This window comes from Segatella copri, from assembly GCF_019249795.2.
In the GTDB taxonomy this organism is placed as follows: Bacteria; Bacteroidota; Bacteroidia; order Bacteroidales; family Bacteroidaceae; genus Prevotella; species Prevotella copri_B.
The window spans coordinates 39784-56812 of the sequence record NZ_CP156891.1; the positions used below are offsets into that span (position 1 = coordinate 39784).

General features: G+C 45.8%; 11 protein-coding genes. 8 read left to right on the plus strand and 3 right to left on the minus strand.

Annotated features, from left to right (window positions below; genetic code table 11):
- The first annotated feature begins 153 nt into the window (after window positions 1-153).
- The 3 genes from KUA48_RS00230 (at window position 154) to KUA48_RS00240 (ending at window position 3044) form a co-directional block, all read left to right on the plus strand.
- Entirely contained in the window at window positions 154-1260 is a 1107-nt protein-coding gene (locus KUA48_RS00230) for an ATP-binding protein (RefSeq protein WP_218433218.1), read from the plus strand.
- Window positions 1253-1414: a hypothetical protein gene (locus KUA48_RS00235; protein WP_218433217.1), complete on the plus strand. Its 162-nt coding sequence runs from the start codon at window positions 1253-1255 to the stop codon at window positions 1412-1414. Before KUA48_RS00230 ends, KUA48_RS00235 begins: the two co-directional genes overlap by 8 nt.
- A 67-nt stretch (window positions 1415-1481) precedes the next feature.
- On the plus strand, window positions 1482-3044 hold the full coding sequence (locus KUA48_RS00240) for an ATP-binding protein (protein ID WP_218433216.1): 1563 nt from the start codon (window positions 1482-1484) through the stop codon (window positions 3042-3044).
- A 7-nt stretch (window positions 3045-3051) separates the two neighbouring features.
- Here KUA48_RS00240 and recQ read toward each other — a convergent pair whose 3' ends face one another.
- The gene (gene recQ / locus KUA48_RS00245; RefSeq protein ID WP_218433215.1) at window positions 3052-4914 is read right to left on the minus strand and encodes a DNA helicase RecQ; all 1863 of its coding nucleotides are present in this window, start codon (window positions 4912-4914) and stop codon (window positions 3052-3054) included.
- A gap of 207 nt (window positions 4915-5121) precedes the next feature.
- On the opposite strand from recQ, the gene KUA48_RS00250 reads away from it, so the two are divergent.
- Both KUA48_RS00250 and KUA48_RS00255 read left to right on the plus strand, forming a co-directional pair.
- Window positions 5122-7128, plus strand: a complete 2007-nt coding sequence (locus tag KUA48_RS00250) for a dipeptidyl peptidase 3 (protein ID WP_218433214.1) — start codon at window positions 5122-5124, stop codon at window positions 7126-7128.
- An 11-nt stretch (window positions 7129-7139) separates the two neighbouring features.
- Complete coding sequence (locus KUA48_RS00255; RefSeq protein WP_218433213.1) at window positions 7140-7643, plus strand: NUDIX domain-containing protein; 504 nt, start codon at window positions 7140-7142, stop codon at window positions 7641-7643.
- Between the two features lie 202 nt (window positions 7644-7845).
- Here KUA48_RS00255 and KUA48_RS00260 read toward each other — a convergent pair whose 3' ends face one another.
- Together KUA48_RS00260 and ispE are read right to left on the minus strand one after the other, a co-directional pair.
- On the minus strand, window positions 7846-8460 hold the full coding sequence (locus KUA48_RS00260) for a DNA alkylation repair protein (protein ID WP_118191225.1): 615 nt from the start codon (window positions 8458-8460) through the stop codon (window positions 7846-7848).
- A 27-nt stretch (window positions 8461-8487) separates the two neighbouring features.
- Window positions 8488-9348, minus strand: a complete 861-nt coding sequence (gene ispE, locus KUA48_RS00265; protein WP_218433212.1) for a 4-(cytidine 5'-diphospho)-2-C-methyl-D-erythritol kinase — start codon at window positions 9346-9348, stop codon at window positions 8488-8490.
- Between the two features lie 170 nt (window positions 9349-9518).
- Between ispE and KUA48_RS00270 the strand changes: the two genes are divergently transcribed.
- From KUA48_RS00270 to KUA48_RS00280, 3 genes are all read left to right on the plus strand, one after another.
- On the plus strand, window positions 9519-10658 hold the full coding sequence (locus KUA48_RS00270; protein ID WP_006846839.1) for a DUF2027 domain-containing protein: 1140 nt from the start codon (window positions 9519-9521) through the stop codon (window positions 10656-10658).
- 6 nt (window positions 10659-10664) lie between these two features.
- Complete coding sequence (locus KUA48_RS00275; protein ID WP_218433211.1) at window positions 10665-12659, plus strand: NAD(+) synthase; 1995 nt, start codon at window positions 10665-10667, stop codon at window positions 12657-12659.
- A 323-nt stretch (window positions 12660-12982) separates the two neighbouring features.
- Window positions 12983-16903, plus strand: a complete 3921-nt coding sequence (locus tag KUA48_RS00280; protein ID WP_369503289.1) for an alpha-amylase family glycosyl hydrolase — start codon at window positions 12983-12985, stop codon at window positions 16901-16903.
- Window positions 16904-17029: the final 126 nt, after the last annotated feature.

Genomic DNA, 17029 nt, shown 5'->3' on the forward strand with positions numbered 1-17029 from the left:
TTAATTGCTTAACTTTGCAATTGAACATTCATTATTATAGATATGCCTAAGGTAAGAATTAAAAATATAGGCCCAATTGTTGATACGGGAGACATCGCTTTGTCTGCCGTAATGCTTATTGTGGGTAAACAGTCTTCGGGAAAAAGTACCTTTATGAAAATATTGTGCTTCTGTCGCTGGATAGAAAAGCGAATCATGCTTGATGGCGAGAATCTGCTGAAGAAATATACCCATTATGGCCGATTCCTGAAAGAGCTGAAGAAGTTTCATCGTTTCGATGATGCTTTCTTTGCTGCTGATTCTTATATCTTTTATGATGGTGATTGCCTTACCATCGAGATGGATGGCGTGAAGGCGAATGTGAAAATCAGAAAGAAAGCGAATTTCAAAACTGAGCGCTATAATGCAAAACTGAGTTTTATTCCTTCGGAACGCAATCTGGTTTCGGCTATTCAGAACATTGATAAGGTTTATCGCTCATCTGACTATGATTCGATATTTAATTATCTTCTGGAATATCAGGAGGCGAAGAAGGAATATGATATCAAGCATCCGCTGAGAATTCCATTTGATGATAATATGAAATATTATTATGATAAGGTTACGGATTCTGACAGAATCGTGCTTGAGCAGGTGGGTAGAACGATAGCGCCTGTTTATGCTTCAAGTGGTATACTGTCGGCGTTGCCTTTGGCTGTGCTTGTGGATTATGTTACCGGACAGGTGGGGAAGATTCCGAAGTCGAGCCTTACTGATTTAACGAGTTTGGTGGCAAAGATTATGCTGGATGATGAGAATAAAGAAATCAGTGCGGATGATGTGATTAAGGGAACTAAGATGTATAGATATAAATTCGCCCAGCTGTATATTGAGGAGCTGGAAGAAAATCTGTTTCCGAAGTCGCAGTTTGCGATGGTGAAGGAGATTGTGAAGAATATCAAGAAGGCCTATGAGCAGTCGGGGGCAAATAGCTATGTGGTTATGACCACCCATAGTCCGTATGTGCTGACTTCTCTGAATGTGCTGATGAAGGTGGCACTGGCTAAGGAAAAGAAGCTTGATGAGAAAATGAAAGAAATGCTGGAATATGCAATCCCGATTTCATGGTATTCGGCATACTGCATGACAGATGAAGGAAAAATGGAGAATATCGTGGATGATGAATACCATTTTATCATGGGTGATTATCTTGATTCTCTTTCTGATGAAATATCTGAATTATCTTCTGAACTTGATGAGATGATATATGGGAATGAATAATAGTTTTTTGGCAGGTTATCTGGCTGAAAAGGAAGTTAGAAAATGTTCGAAAATCAGTCTGAAGGAGCGTTCGACAGTTTATTTGCTGAACTTCGTTCCTCCGATGGACTGTGTGGCTTATCAAGTAGATGGTAACATTATAAAAGGTGCTTAAAGTCTGGACAGCCTGACTTTTTGAGGCAAGAAAAACTGAAATAAATTTCATTAGACTGCGTTTGATTATGGCAAGAAAATTATATCCTATAGGAATTCAGACATTTGAACGGATCCGCAAGGAGGATATGTTCTATGTAGATAAGACGGAATACATCTATCAGATGACACATACCGATGGAACGTATTTCTTCCTGAGCCGACCACGCCGTTTCGGCAAGTCGCTGCTGGTTTCCACCTTCAAAAGTTATTTCGAGGGCAAGAAGGAACTCTTCGAGGGGCTTGCCATCGAGAAGCTGGAGAAGGAGTGGAATACTTATCCCGTGCTGCACTTCAGTCTGGCTGGAGGCAAACATATGGAGAAGGAACAGCTGGATCGATACCTCTTATATATATTAAAGGAAAATGAGGATAGGTTTGGAGTAGATTGTGATTCTCCAGATCCGAACGTTCGTTTGCTCAACTTGATAAACACTGTTACAGCAAAGACTGGTAAGCAGGCGGTGGTGCTCATCGATGAATATGATGCACCGCTGCTGGATGTGGCTCACGAGAAGGAAAAACTCGATGTCTTGCGCAATACGATGCGCAATTTCTACAGTCCTTTGAAAGATTGCGAGCCATTGCTTCGCTTCGTTTTCCTGACGGGCATTACGAAGTTTTCGCAGTTGAGCATCTTCAGCGAGCTGAACAATATCACCAACGTGAGCATGGATGAGCCTTATGCCGGTATCTGCGGTATCACCAAAGAGGAACTGTTGACCCAGATGAGCGATGACATCGACGCTCTTGCCGAGCATCTTGAACTGAGCAGGGAGGAGACCATCCAGGAGCTTAAAGACCATTATGACGGTTATCACTTCACTTGGCCATCTCCTGATGTGTTCAATCCTTATAGCTTGCTGAATTGCTTTGCCAAGCAGGAAATGGATGATTACTGGTTCGGATCGGGCACACCTACCTATCTCATCAATATGATGAGAAAATATGAATTCCTGCCTGCAGACCTTGGCGAGACCATAGAGGTGGGCAAGAAGGACTTTGATGCCCCCACAGAAACGATGACCACCATCGTACCTTTGCTCTATCAGAGCGGGTATGTCACCATCAAGGGATATGACAAACCGACAAAGTTGTATCAGTTGGCATTGCCTAACCAGGAGATTAGGGTGGGGCTGTATGGTAGTCTCTTGCCTCATTATCTGACGGACAAGTCTGCGAAGGCTAACACGACCATCGCCAAGATGTCGGTATTGGTAAAGAAGGGGGATATGGAGGCTGCCTTTAGCCTGCTGAACGACTTCCTGGAGACGGTGCCTTACTGCGACAACACCAACTACGAGGGGCATTGGCAGCAGACGCTTTACATCATGTTCGCCCTGCTCACCAACTATAGCATCCATGTGGAACCGCATACGGCGAAGGGCAGAATCGATATCACGATGGAAACGGCAGATACCATCTACGTGATGGAACTGAAGTTCAACAAGAGTGCCGAGGAGGCTCTCGCCCAGATTGAGGCAAAGCACTATGTCGACGCCTTCAAAATGAGCGGCAAGAAGGTGGTGAAGATAGGCTTGAACTTCTCGGTGAAGGACGAGGTGAACTGTCTGGAATGGAAGATAGGATAACAAGATCTTATAGTCCTGTATATTTCCTGATAGCCTTGATGAAGGTATCGCCATATTTATTGAGCTTGAATTCTCCGATACCACTGATCAGGCTCATGGCATTCTTGGTGGTAGGTTTCATCCTTGCAAGTTCATGAAGGCTCTTGTCGCTGAGTACGATATATGGAGGATAACCCTGTTCGTCGGCAAGGTTCTTGCGTATCTTTCTGAGGTGTTCAAAGAGCCCTTTGTCTTCCACGCCTTTCGAGTCTTCCTGGAAGATGACACGTTCGGCATGCACCTCAGGAATGAGATTTCCCGGCTGGGCGATGGCGCCCTTCCTATTGCGTACCGTTTTCTTTGGGCGGGTGGCTTTATCATCTTCTTCGATATAAGCCAGCGAAACATGATGTTCTCCCTTCAGTACCTTCCAGCCTAAATCGGTAACCTTCATGTAGTTGTGGTTGTTGTAGGCAATCTCGAAGAATCCCATCTGCAGCATCTGCAGCAGATAAGCATTCCAGTCCTTAGATGTTGTATCCCTGCCCACCCCGAAGGTTTTCATCTCGTTGTATTTGTTTTTCACAACTGCAGAAGAATGCATGCCTCTCAGAATCTCGATGCAGGTACCTACTGCAATATGCTCACCCGAACGGACCACGGCACTCAGGGCTTTCTGGGCTCTGATGGTGCCGTCGAAGGTGCGTGGAGGATTCTTGCAAACATCACAGTTGCCGCAGTTGCAGGATGATGTCTCGCCAAAATAATTCAGCAGAATGCGTCGTCGGCATACTCTCGATTCGGCATATTCCTCCATGCGGCGCAGTTTCTCCATGTTCACATCACGCTGTCCGCTTTCTTCACAGAAAGAACGGAGGGTGATGATGTCGGCCATCGAATAGAACAGCACGGTATCTGATGGTGCTCCATCTCTTCCGGCTCTACCTATTTCCTGATAGAAACTCTCTATGCTTTTAGGCATATTATAGTGGATTACCCAGCGCACATTGCTCTTGTCGATGCCCATTCCGAAAGCGATGGTAGCACATACCACCTGAATCTGGTCCATCTTGAACCGCTCCTGTACTGATGCTCTGGTCTGGGCAGTCATTCCGGCATGATAGGCTGCGGCATTGATACCCATATCGATAAGTTCCTGAGCTACCATTTCGGTGTTCTTGCGGGAGAGACAGTAGATGATGCCTGCTTCTTCCGGATGATTACTGATGAAGCGGGTGATGTATTGGAGCTTTGCCTTTTTGGTACTCTCCTGTCTTACGGTGAGGGAGAGATTGGGGCGGTCGAAACTGCTTACGAACGTCTGCCCATTGAGATGAAGCTGGCGTATGATATCTTCGCGCGTTATCTTGTCGGCTGTGGCTGTGAGCGCCATCACCGGGACATTGCGGAAATTCTCGTGCAGCATACCGAGTTGCGAATACTCCGGACGGAAATCGTGTCCCCACTGGCTGATGCAGTGGGCCTCGTCAACGGCAAAGAGCGAAATCTTGATGTTGCTGAATAAATAAGGTATCTCGCTGATGAGTTTTTCGGGCGAAACATAAAGAAGTTTCAGTTCTCCCTTCTCGCATCGGCGGCGGATGATAAGTTCATCGGTCGTGTCGTTTCCGCTGTTCAGTGCTTCTGCTGGGATACCGTTTGCCTTGAGCGCCTCCACCTGGTCGTGCATCAGACTGATGAGCGGTGAAATGACCACAGCAGTACCTTCCATCGCTAATGCGGGAACCTGGTAGCACAGACTCTTTCCACCACCAGTCGGCATGAGAACCAGACAGTCGTGTCCCTGCATTACCTCTCTGATAATCGCTTCCTGGTTGGGGCGGAAGGAATCGTATCCAAAATAGCTTTTTAATATCTCGTTTATCTGCATGATTGCCGTTTTATGATTTATGCCTTTGCCGGCATGTTTTTGTTTTGTTTTTCATGCAAAGGTAATGAATAATCTGCATAAATAAAAGTTTTCTCCAAGAAAAAGTGCATATTTCAAGTAAAAAACTTTGCAAAGAGCGAAAAACAGGAGGAAAAGTTTGGTATGTGGAAAAAATGTATTACTTTTGCATGGTAAATACAGATAAAAATGGCAAAATGTAATGTAAACACTCAAGAGCGATTTGCCGATATCCAGATGCTCCGTTATGAGCTGAAGGGTTTCGAAAACCTGTCGCTCACACAGAAAATTTATATTTATTGCTTGTCGAAGGCAACCCTCTTGGGACGTGATATCACCTTCGACCAGCAGGGCAAATACAACCTGCGCATCCGTAAAACTCTGGAGGTTGTATACCGTCATTATGAGGGTAATCGCGAAAGCGAAGATTTCAAGGCTTTCGAAGTTTATCTGAAGCGTGTCTGGTTTGCCAGCGGCATCCATCATCACTATGGATGTGAAAAGTTTGTGCCAGGATTTTCAGAGGAATCTTTCTATGAGATGGTTGGGGCTGTAGCCGATGAATATCTGCCTCTTTCCAAGGGACAGAGCAAGGAAGATCTGTTGGGCATTCTGGTGCCTGTCATCTTCAATCCGGAAGTCATGCCTAAGCGCGTGAATCAGACGGATGGCGAGGATCTGGTACAGACTTCAGCCTGCAATTTCTATGAGAATGTTTCTCAGGCAGAAGTAGAACGTTTCTATGCCAGGATGAAGGAAGAGGGCAACGAACAGGCACCTTCGTATGGACTGAACTCTAAACTGACCAAGCGTAATGGTGAACTGGTGGAGCTGAAATGGACAGAAGACGGCCTCTATGGCGCAGCTATCAAGGAGATTGTTTCCTGGTTGCTCCGTGCTCAGAAATATGCAGAAAATGAGGAACAGAAACATCTCATCGATCTCCTGGTGAAGTATTACCGTACAGGCGATCTCAAGGATTTCGACCGTTACAGCATTGCCTGGGTGCAGCAGCACGAGGGAATGATTGATTTCATCAACGGATTTATCGAAGTGTATGGCGATCCGCTCGGACTGAAAGGTACTTGGGAAGGCATCGTAGAATATAAGGATCTTGAAGCAACGAAGCGCACCCAGACCATCAGTCAGAATGCCCAGTGGTTTGAGGACCATTCACCTGTAGACCCACGTTTCCGCAAGCCGGAGGTGAAGGGTGTTACAGCCAATGTCATCTGTGCGGCGATGTTGGGTGGCGAGGAATATCCTGCTTCTGCCATCGGCATCAATCTTCCGAATGCCAACTGGATCCGTCAGGAATATGGTTCTAAGAGTGTGACCATCGGTAACCTGACCGAGGCATATAACAAGGCAGCTCAAGGCAATGGTTTCCGCGATGAATTCGTTATCGACGAGGATACCATCAGTCTGATGAATCAGTACGAGGATATTACCGATGATCTGCATACCGACCTGCATGAGTGTCTGGGGCATGGTAGCGGACAGCTCTTGCCTGGTACCGACCCCGATGCACTGAAGGCGTATGGCAGTACGATAGAAGAGGCGAGAGCCGATCTTTTCGGACTCTATTATGTAGCCGACCATAAATTGGTAGAACTGGGCCTGACTCCGAATGATGAGGCATACAAGGCTCAGTATTACGGTTATCTGATGAACGGTCTGCTCACCCAGACCATCCGCATCAAGGAAGGCGACAAGATAGAGGAAGCCCACATGCGCAACCGTGCGCTGATAGCCTGGTGGGTGATGGAGCATGCCGAGGGTGCTGTGGAACTGGTGAAGATGGATATGAACTATGCTTCTGCCGAGGATGCTTTGAAGGACAGTGAGGGCAATATCATTACGACGAAGACTTATGTGAAGATTAATGATTATGCCAAGCTCCGCCATCTCTTCGGTGAGTTGCTTGCTGAAATTCAGCGCATCAAGAGTGAGGGTGATTTCGAGACTGCCCGCCTGTTGGTAGAGAAGTATGCCGTGAATATTGATCCGGAATTGCATCGCGAGATACTGGCAAGATACAAGAAACTGAATCTCGCTCCATACAAGGGATTTATCAATCCGAAGATGACGCTGGAGATGGATGAAGAAGGCGAAATTACAGACGTAGTATTGGATTATGAGGAGAGCTATGTCGACCAGATGTTACGCTACTCTGATGAATACGGAACTTTGTAATAAGAGAAACGATGATAGATAATAAGAACGAGGAATTTCCGATAGTAGATGAAATGGGCAACATCCTGGGCGCTGTTACCCGCGGTCATGCCCATGACGGAAGCAAGATATTGCATCCGGTTGTTCATCTGCATGTATTCAACAGCCGGGGTGATCTGTATCTGCAGCATCGTCCAGCCTGGAAGGATATCCAGCCGGATAAATGGGATACAGCCTGCGGCGGTCATGTTGATTTAGGCGAAAGTGTGAGTCAGGCATTGCATCGCGAGGTAAGGGAAGAATTGGGTATCACCGATTTTGAACCGGAATCTCTTGGGCATTATGTCTTTGAGAGTCAGCGGGAAAAGGAACTGGTTTATGTACATCGCTGTGTATATGATGGCGAGGTGAAACCGAGCCAGGAAGAATTGGCCGGTGGCAGATTCTGGACCAAGGATGAAATCAGCGAAAACATCGGCAAGGGTGTTTTCACTCCGAACTTCGAAAACGAATACCAGAAGTTTTTCGACCGCTAAGAAAAAGTCCCACAGATTTCACAGATGACACAGATTTACACAGAGCATTTCTGCAGTTCGAGAAAAAATCTGTGTAAATCTGTGAAATCTGTGGGACTTTTTAAATTACTCCTCTGTGGAATATAGAAATCTGTGGGAGATTTTAAATTACTCCACTATAGAATATAGAAATCTGTGGGAGATAAAGAACATGTGAGTAAGATTATATCTCGTAGATACCCTTGAGTGCGCCTCTTGCAATTTTCTCGAAATCTTCGCCGAAGTCGCAGAAACGGAGAACCGCATTAGAGACAGCATGTTTTATTCCCATGTTGTCACCCTGCAATGCTGTGGCAGCCTGATCCAGGAATTCGTTGATGCCACGCTCGTTAGGCTCTTTTCCATTGGCAAAGAGACGGGCAAGGAGCTGGAAACCGGCAATCTCATAGAGCGGCTTATCACTTGCTATCCACTGGTAGGCGATGACAGGCGCATAATCTACGTGCTGCAAAAGGTTGAAGGCAAGCATCTCTGCCATCTCCTGACTCTGTACCTGTTCCATCCATAAATCTGTGATTTCCGGAAGCATCTTATCGGCAGGCATGATGAGTGTAGCCAGAATCTTGCACTCCCGGATATCTTCCTTCCACAGTTCGATGGCGAGGTCATAGTCTTTGCCATATTCCTCAGCCATCTTTTTCAGTTCATAGAATGGTACGCCCCAATTCAGTTTATATCCCAGTCCCTTATCGCGCATAGATTGCGATCCCGGACCGTTCATCAGCAAGCGGAAGCTTCGCTTGATAGTCATCAGTTTCTGATGTGTTTCTTCGTTCATTATATTTAGAGTAAATTATTAACTAAATTATAGTTTCATTATTTTACAGAACATTCCTTCGAACTGTTCCTCTATATTTGCAGGTTTATGCTTGAAGATACCGAAGATGGCACTTCCGCTACCACTCATCGCTGCATATACGGCACCCAGGTTGTACAGCTTCTGTTTGATGTCAGGCAGTTCCGGGTGCATCTTGAAGATAGGTGCCTCAAAATCGTTGACAAGTTCCTCTTTCCAAGTCTCGATAGGCTGGCGTACAATGTCGCGGCAACATTTGGCTGGTGCCTGTGGGGTGATGGCTGCATAAGCCTCTTTGGTGCTGACGGCAATATCATCGCGCTTCACCACAACCAGATGATAGCCCCTCAGATTATCGCCAGGACCACTTACCGGCATCAGTTCTTCGCCGATGCCTTCTGCATAGCATGCTGTGTCACCATCTTCGGGGTCAGCAGAAATGAAGTAGGCACAGTCTGCGCCCAGTTTGGCAGCATATTTTTCCATCTCCGCATTACCGATGTTGAGGCGGAAACGCTCGTCCAACAAACGGATCATGAAGGCTGCATCGGCAGAACCGCCACCCAAACCTGCCTGCGAAGGAATACGCTTCACCAGGTGAGCATGGATGCGTGGAATCCTGAAGTCGGCAGCCAGGAGATTATAAGCTTTTACAACGAGATTGTTCTGTTCATCGCAGTCTACTGCGTTACCTGTAATCTTCAGATCACAAGGAACATCGCTAGGGAATTCATCGCCCATGAGCTTGATTTCAAGTGCATCGGTCAGCGGAATAGGGTAGAACACCGTTTCAAGATTGTGGTATCCATCTTTCCGCTTGCTAACTATATTTAAACCAAGATTGATCTTGGCGCAAGGAAATGTAATCATAACTTTTCTGTTTAAAGGGTTCGTTACTATTTTTTGCAAAGATACGGAAAAATATCTAACATGGTGCATCTTTTACAGGATTATTTTTATCAGTAACATTAAAAATATTAAAATAAGCCCTGTTTTGCAATATCTTTTGTATCTTTGCAATTACAAATTATTAATAGATTATGAAAAAAGGAGATAAAGTCAGATTCTTGAGCGAAGTGGGTGGCGGAAAGGTTGCCGGCTTCCAAGGTAAAAATATTGTGCTCGTTGAGGATGAGGATGGTTTTGAGATTCCGATGCCTATCAACGAGGTGGTTGTGGTGGAGCAGGATGAATACTCCATGGGCAAGATGATTTCGGCTAAGATGGATGCGCAGCAGAAGGCTGAGGAGCATGCCAATACCGAACTGCATCAGGACAGCCGGAGTATCAAGGCTATCTTGAATGATCACGATGACGTGGATATGGATGTAGAGGAATATGATGCTGCCGACCGTGAGATAACCTTTGTGAAACCGGTTCAGGAACGTACGGGTGGCAACAAACTCAGTGCTTATCTCGCCTTTGTACCTATCAACATCAAGGACGTAACCAATACCCGTTTCGAGACCTATATGGTGAATGACAGCAACTACTATCTCCACTATACCTATCTTGTGGCTGAGGGAAATGCATGGACTCTGAAAGCAGAGGGAGAAATAGAACCGAATACCAAACTCTTCATCGAGGAATTCGGTCGTGAGGCTCTGAACGAGATGGAGCATATCGCCATCCAGATGATAGCTTACAAGAAGGACAAGCCATTTCTCCTGAAGCCGGCAACAGATGTTCAGTTCCGTCTCGATCCCGTGAAATTCTACAAACTTCATCTTTTCGAAGAGAACGATTTCTTCGAGACTCCAGCCTATCTCTTTACGATTGTAGAGAACGATGAAATAGCCCGTCCGCTGGTTATCGATTCCAAGCGTCTGAAAGAGCAGATGTATAAGGATGAGAAGGTTGTCGCCAACACCAGCAAGAAGAAAAGCAAGAAGGATGATGGTACCCTTGTGATAGATCTTCATGCGGATGAAGTGCTTGAAACAACTGCTGGAATGAATTCTGCAGATATTCTTCATTATCAGATGGATATCTTTAAGAAGACCATGGAGGAATATAAGAAAAAGAAGGGACAGAAAATTATCTTTATTCATGGAAAGGGCGAAGGTGTGTTACGCCAGACTCTCATTCATGAATTGAACTATCGCTATAAGAGTTGCACCTATCAGGATGCTTCTTTCCAGGAGTATGGCTATGGTGCTACACAGGTAACAATAAAGTAATTTATTATGCAGTACGGATTTATTAAGGTAGCTAGTGCCATCCCTGCCGTAAAGGTGGGGGATGTCATTTTCAATACCCAGCAGATAGAGGAACAGATAGCGCTGGCTGAGGGAAAGGGTGTAGAGATCATTACATTTCCGGAACTCTCTGTTACGGGCTATTCCTGTCAGGATCTCTTCCGTCAGCAGGTGCTTCTTGAATCATCTGAGCAGGCGGTGATGATGTTGCTCGATTTCACACGCAAACTCGATATCATCTCTATCGTGGGTGCGCCGGTGATAGCGGGCGACTTGTTGCTCAATTGTGGTATCGTTATCCAGCATGGACAGATTCTCGGTATTGTACCGAAGACGTATCTTCCAAACTACAGCGAGTTTTATGAGAAACGCTGGTTTGCTTCGGCTCAGGACCTGAGAGATTGCGAAGTCCGTTATGCCGGACATAAGGTGAAACTGACGTCTGATGTTCAGATTTTTCAAACTTTCGATGGCGTACAGTTTGGTGTGGAAATCTGCGAAGATGTATGGGCTCCGGCTCCTCCTAGCAACAAACTGGCGCTAGCAGGAGCAGACCTGATTTTCAATCTTTCTGCAAGCGACGAACTCATCGGAAAACATCATTATCTGAAGAGTCTGCTCAGCCAGCAGAGTGCCCGTACCATGACCGGATATATCTACAGTTCCTGCGGATTCGGTGAGAGTACGCAGGATGTGGTTTATGGCGGAAATGCCCTGATTTATGAGAATGGAGTTTTACTTTCACAGAGTGAACGTTTCTCTATTGAACCGCAGATGGTTATCTCACAGATAGATGTAGAGAAACTCCGCTCTGAGCGTCGTACGAATTCTACTTATGTAAATGCCCAGCGCAATATTAAGTATTCTGTTCTCGGCGGTCAGTTCAATATCCGTAATATCGAAGCCGATCCTACCGAAAATGAACGCGATTTTGTGTTGGAACGTGAGGTGAATCCTCATCCGTTTATTCCTACCAGCAGCGATATGAATGCCTCTTGCGAGGAAATTTTCAATATCCAACTCATGGGACTAGCCAAGCGTATCGTTCATACCCATGCCAAGACCGTAGTAATCGGTATTAGCGGCGGTTTGGATTCTACGCTGGCCTTACTCGTTTGTGTAAAAGCTTTTGATAAACTCAAAATGAACCGAAAGGGTATCGTAGGTGTCACTATGCCGGGATTCGGAACCACAGACAGAACCTACAATAATGCTATCTCGCTGATGCAGAGTCTTGGTATTACCATTAAGGAAATCAGCATCGCCAAGGCTGTAACCCAGCACTTTGAGGACATCGGTCAGGATGCCAGTGTGCATGATGTGACTTACGAGAATTCCCAGGCTCGTGAACGTACCCAGATTCTGATGGATTTAGCCAATAAGATGGGTGGTATGGTTATCGGTACCGGCGACCTTTCAGAGTTGGCATTAGGATGGGCTACCTATAATGGTGACCACATGAGCATGTATGGCGTGAATGCCAGCATTCCTAAGACCCTGATCCGTCATCTCGTAAATCATGTAGCAGAGAGTGGGGTAGACGAACAGAGCCGCATCACTCTTCGTGATATCATCGATACTCCTATCAGTCCAGAGTTGATTCCGGCAGATGAGAATGGAAATATCAAGCAGAAGACGGAAGATTTGGTGGGACCATACGAACTGCATGATTTCTTCCTCTACTATTTCCTGCGTTTCGGTTTCCGTCCTTCCAAGATTTACATGTTGGCAAAGAAGGCATTTGTTGATTCCGAACTGGAGCGTGTAAAGATCAGTGATAATGATCCTGACAGCTATGATGAGGAGACTATCAAAAAGTGGCTGAAGACCTTCGTGCGCCGTTTCTTCAATCAGCAGTTCAAGCGCAGTTGTCTGCCAGACGGCCCGAAAGTCGGTAGCGTAAGCCTCAGTCCTCGTGGCGACTGGCGTATGCCTAGTGATGCTGCATCTGCCATCTGGCTGCAAGAGGCTGAAAACCTCTGAATTTGATTTCGGACAAGCCAAAAGTACAATATTCTTTCTATTTTCTGGCGCGCCCGTTATATTAATTATATACTCTATAAAGGGGCTGGATTTTGTAAATATTTGGTTTACAGAATCCAGCCTCTTTTTCTTAATATTTGTGAAATCGATTGCACAAAAATATCAGCAGAAAAGTGAAATATCTTGTTGGGTGGATAGAAATAGTTTGTAATTTTGCGGCAGATAATTCAACTATTCAATTTTAACTTAATAATTTCATTATGAAGAAACTTGTCGCAAAATTATGGGCGGTTTTAATGCTCATGTTGGTCTCTATGCAGACGATGGCTACAGACACGTTTACCAGCAATCGTACTGATTTCCGAGACGAAAGTATCTATTTCATGATCACCACCCGTTTTTACGATGGAGATCCAAGTAACAACGTGCTCTGCTGGGACAACCAGGAAGCACAGAAGAGTACCAAGGATCCTTGTTGGCGTGGTGACTTCCAGGGTGTGATTGACAAGCTCGACTACATCAAGGCGCTTGGATTCACTGCCATCTGGATTACTCCTGTCGTACAGAACGCTTCTGGTTACGACTACCACGGCTATCATGCCATGGATTTCTCTAAGGTTGACTGCCGCTATCAGAGTGGTGACGGCAAAAAGAGCGGTGACGTGATGTTCCAGGAACTCATCGACAAGGCTCACGCCAAGGGTATCAAGATCATTCTTGACATCGTGCTCAACCACACCAGTAACTTCGGTGAGGAGAAGCTCTGCAAGATGTTCGACCGTGATACTCATCTTCGTAACCAAGCATACATTGATGCTTGTATGATCCCTGATGAGAGAAAGTTGGGCAATGATTACTTGGGCAATGTAAAGATACAGTATCAGCGTCGTCTTGCCCTGATGAAGAATACAGATGGCAATAACCACGATATACACAACTATTGGCACCATACTGCCAACAACTGGAACTGGGACTTCCCAAGCCGTTGGATGGGTCAGATTGCTGGTGATTGTGTGGATCTCAACACAGAGAACGACTACGTGGCTAAGTATCTCGTAGATTGCTATGGACAGTTTATCAAGATGGGTGTCGATGGTTTCCGTATTGATACATCCGGCCACATCTCCCGCTTGACATTCAACAAGGAGTTTATCCCTCAATTTGAAGCACTTGGTAAGCAGTACGAGAACAAGCGCTTGAACAAGGCACCTTTCTTTATGTATGGTGAGGTTTGTACACGTATGAACGATGTAACCTATAGAGGTCAGGCAAACCTCTCTTGCTACTTCTATACCTGGAAGTCGGACGAGGCCTTGCTCAACAAATGGGATGGAAGCAAAAGTTACTGGGATAATCAGGTGATTCCTGAGGGTTCTGAGCCTGTAGGCCCACAACTGCTTTGCTTGGAGGAGACTACTTCTCCAAAGAGCAACAATGCCAAGATGCTCAATGGTGCATGGCACGAGCCAGACTATTCTCAGTCAAGCGGATTCAACGTCATTGACTTCCCTATGCACTACAGCTACAACACTGCCCAACAGGCTTTCAGCTTGGCAAGCGGCGACGAGTGCTATAATGACGCTACTTTCAATGTGGTATATGTAGATAGCCATGACTATAGTCCAGGTCCAAGCGATACCAACCGTTTCGGTGGTACAGATGCTCAGTGGGCTGAGAACCTCTCTCTCTTGTTTACCTTCCGTGGAATCCCATGTCTCTATTATGGTTCTGAGGTAGGTTTCCGTCGTGGTGTAGTAATTGATAAAGGTCCTAATGGTCCTCTTTCTAACACCGGTCGTGCTTACTTCGGTGGTTATATCACAGGTGATGTAGAAGCATCAGACTTCGGTGAATACAAGGCTTCTGGTAATGTGGCTGCCTCTTTGAATCATGATGTGGCTCAGCACCTCATCCGTCTGAACAAGATTCGTCAGGCAGTGCCTGCTCTCCGCAAGGGTCAGTGGACTACAGATGGTTGCACTGCCAATGGCGGTATCGCTTTCAAGCGTGCTTATAAGGACAGCTATGCACTCGTAGCCCTCAATGGTGGTGCTACTTTCACAGATTGCCCAGCTGGTACTTATACAGACTTGGTAACAGGCAAGATTTACACAGGTCCTACTATCACCGTTGATGCTCCTAATAATCAGGGTCAGGTTCGCGTACTCGTGAAAGACTGGACTGGTGGCAAGCTCATTGAGGATGGCGCTTTCATCTACGAAACTGCTGCTCAGCATAAGGGTGGTCAGACCTATGATGGTAATGAAGAGGCTGGTACAACTTGGATTGATGAGGCTCCTATTCAGCCTGCAAGCGTTTCATTCTCACAGGCAGGTGGATCATTCCGCACTGAGACTATTAACATGACAGTTACTCTCTCTGAAGACGCTAAGTCTGGTTGGTATCAGATACAAGGCCAGGATAAGGTGAACTTGACTCCTGGTGTGAGTGAGAACCTTACCATCGGCGAAGGTATGAACTTTGGCGACACCAAGACTGTTGATTGGAGCGCAGAGGGCCAGGACGGTAAAGTGAAGAGCGGTAGCTTGACCTTCACCAAGGTAGATCCTAATGCTTCTATCATGGTATATGTAAAGGCTGCTAATGCTCCTCACATCCATGCTTGGACAACAGGTACAGACGGCAAAGACTTGACAGGCGCATGGCCTGGTAAGGTAATGGCCGGTCCTGTGGAGATTGATGGTGCTAAATACTGGACTTACTCTTTCGATGGCGTAGAGAATTTCAATGTCATCTTGAATAATGGAAATGGTGCACAGTCTGGTGAAATCACTGGTATCACAGGCGATATCCACTTGGAGTATGATGGTGGTACAAGTGCCAAGAAGATTGACGCTCCTGTCAATACTGCAGCCAAGGTTACTTTGAGTCCTAATGGTGGTGACTTCCAGAAGACTATCTCCGTAACAGCAACCCTCAGCAACAATGCCAAGAGCGGTTGGTATAAGATTGGTGATGGCGAGCAGGTGGCTTTTACTCCTGGTAAGGCTGCTACTTTTACTCTCGGTGCTGACATGATGGAAGGCGAGAGCAAGACTGTAACTTGGAGCGCAACCAATACTGACAATGAAACCAATACTGGTTCTGCAACCTTCAACAAGATAAAAGAGGTAGTTATTCCTACTCCAACAGGTATCTTCGCTTACTTCCTCGCTCCTGCAGAATGGAGTGACATCCACGTATGGGCTTGGAATGATGCAGACAACTTTACCGGTGGTACCTGGCCAGGTGTAAGCTGTATCAAGACTGACATGAAGAAGAATGGTCTGGATGTCTGGATGTGGAAGTTTGATGGTGATTTGACAGGTGCTCCTACTAATATTATCTTCAACAATAATGGTAATGGTGTCAACCAGACAGAAACTTTTGCTTTCGTCAACGGTGCAGTTTATGACCGCAACGGTAAGACCAATGAGAAGATTGACGCTCCTGTCAATACTGCAGCCAAGGTTACTTTGAGTCCTAATGGTGGTGACTTCCAGAAGACTATCTCCGTAACAGCAACCCTCAGCAACAATGCCAAGAGCGGTTGGTATAAGATTGGTGATGGCGAGCAGGTGGCTTTTACTCCTGGTAAGGCTGCTACTTTCACTCTCGGTGCTGACATGATGGAAGGCGAGAGCAAGACTGTAACTTGGAGCGCAACCAATACTGACAATGAAACCAATACTGGTTCTGCAACCTTCACCAAGATAAAAGAGGTAGTTATTCCTACTCCAACAGGTATCTTCGCTTACTTCCTCGCTCCTGCAGAATGGAGTGACATCCACGTATGGGCTTGGAATGATGCAGACAACTTTACCGGTGGTACCTGGCCAGGTGTAAGCTGTACTAAGACTGACATGAAGAAGAATGGTCTGGATGTCTGGATGTGGAAGTTTGATGGTGATTTGACAGGTGCTCCTACTAATATTATCTTCAACAATAATGGTAATGGTGTCAACCAGACAGAAACTTTTGCTTTCGTCAACGGTGCAGTTTATGACCGCAACGGTAAGACCAATGCTTTCGAGAACGGTGCAGTTTATTACCGCAACGGTAAGACCAATGAGTCTGCCTCAACAGGTATCAACCAGGTAGGTTGCAAGAAGGCTCCTGCTAAGTTGCAGATTTACTCTATCAATGGTGTGAAGGTAGCCGAAGTGAACAAGGTTTCTGATGCAGAGTATGTCCTGTCTCCAGGTATGTACATCTGCAATGGCAAGAAGTTTGTTATCAAGTAGTCAATGGTTAGCCGCCATTACTTTTAGAAACATTTAGTTTATCATATTTCATTTATTTTAGGTTTTAGTACTCCTAAATGACTTGAAAAGAGCAATTTTTCAGTCATTTAGGAGTCTTTTTTGTAT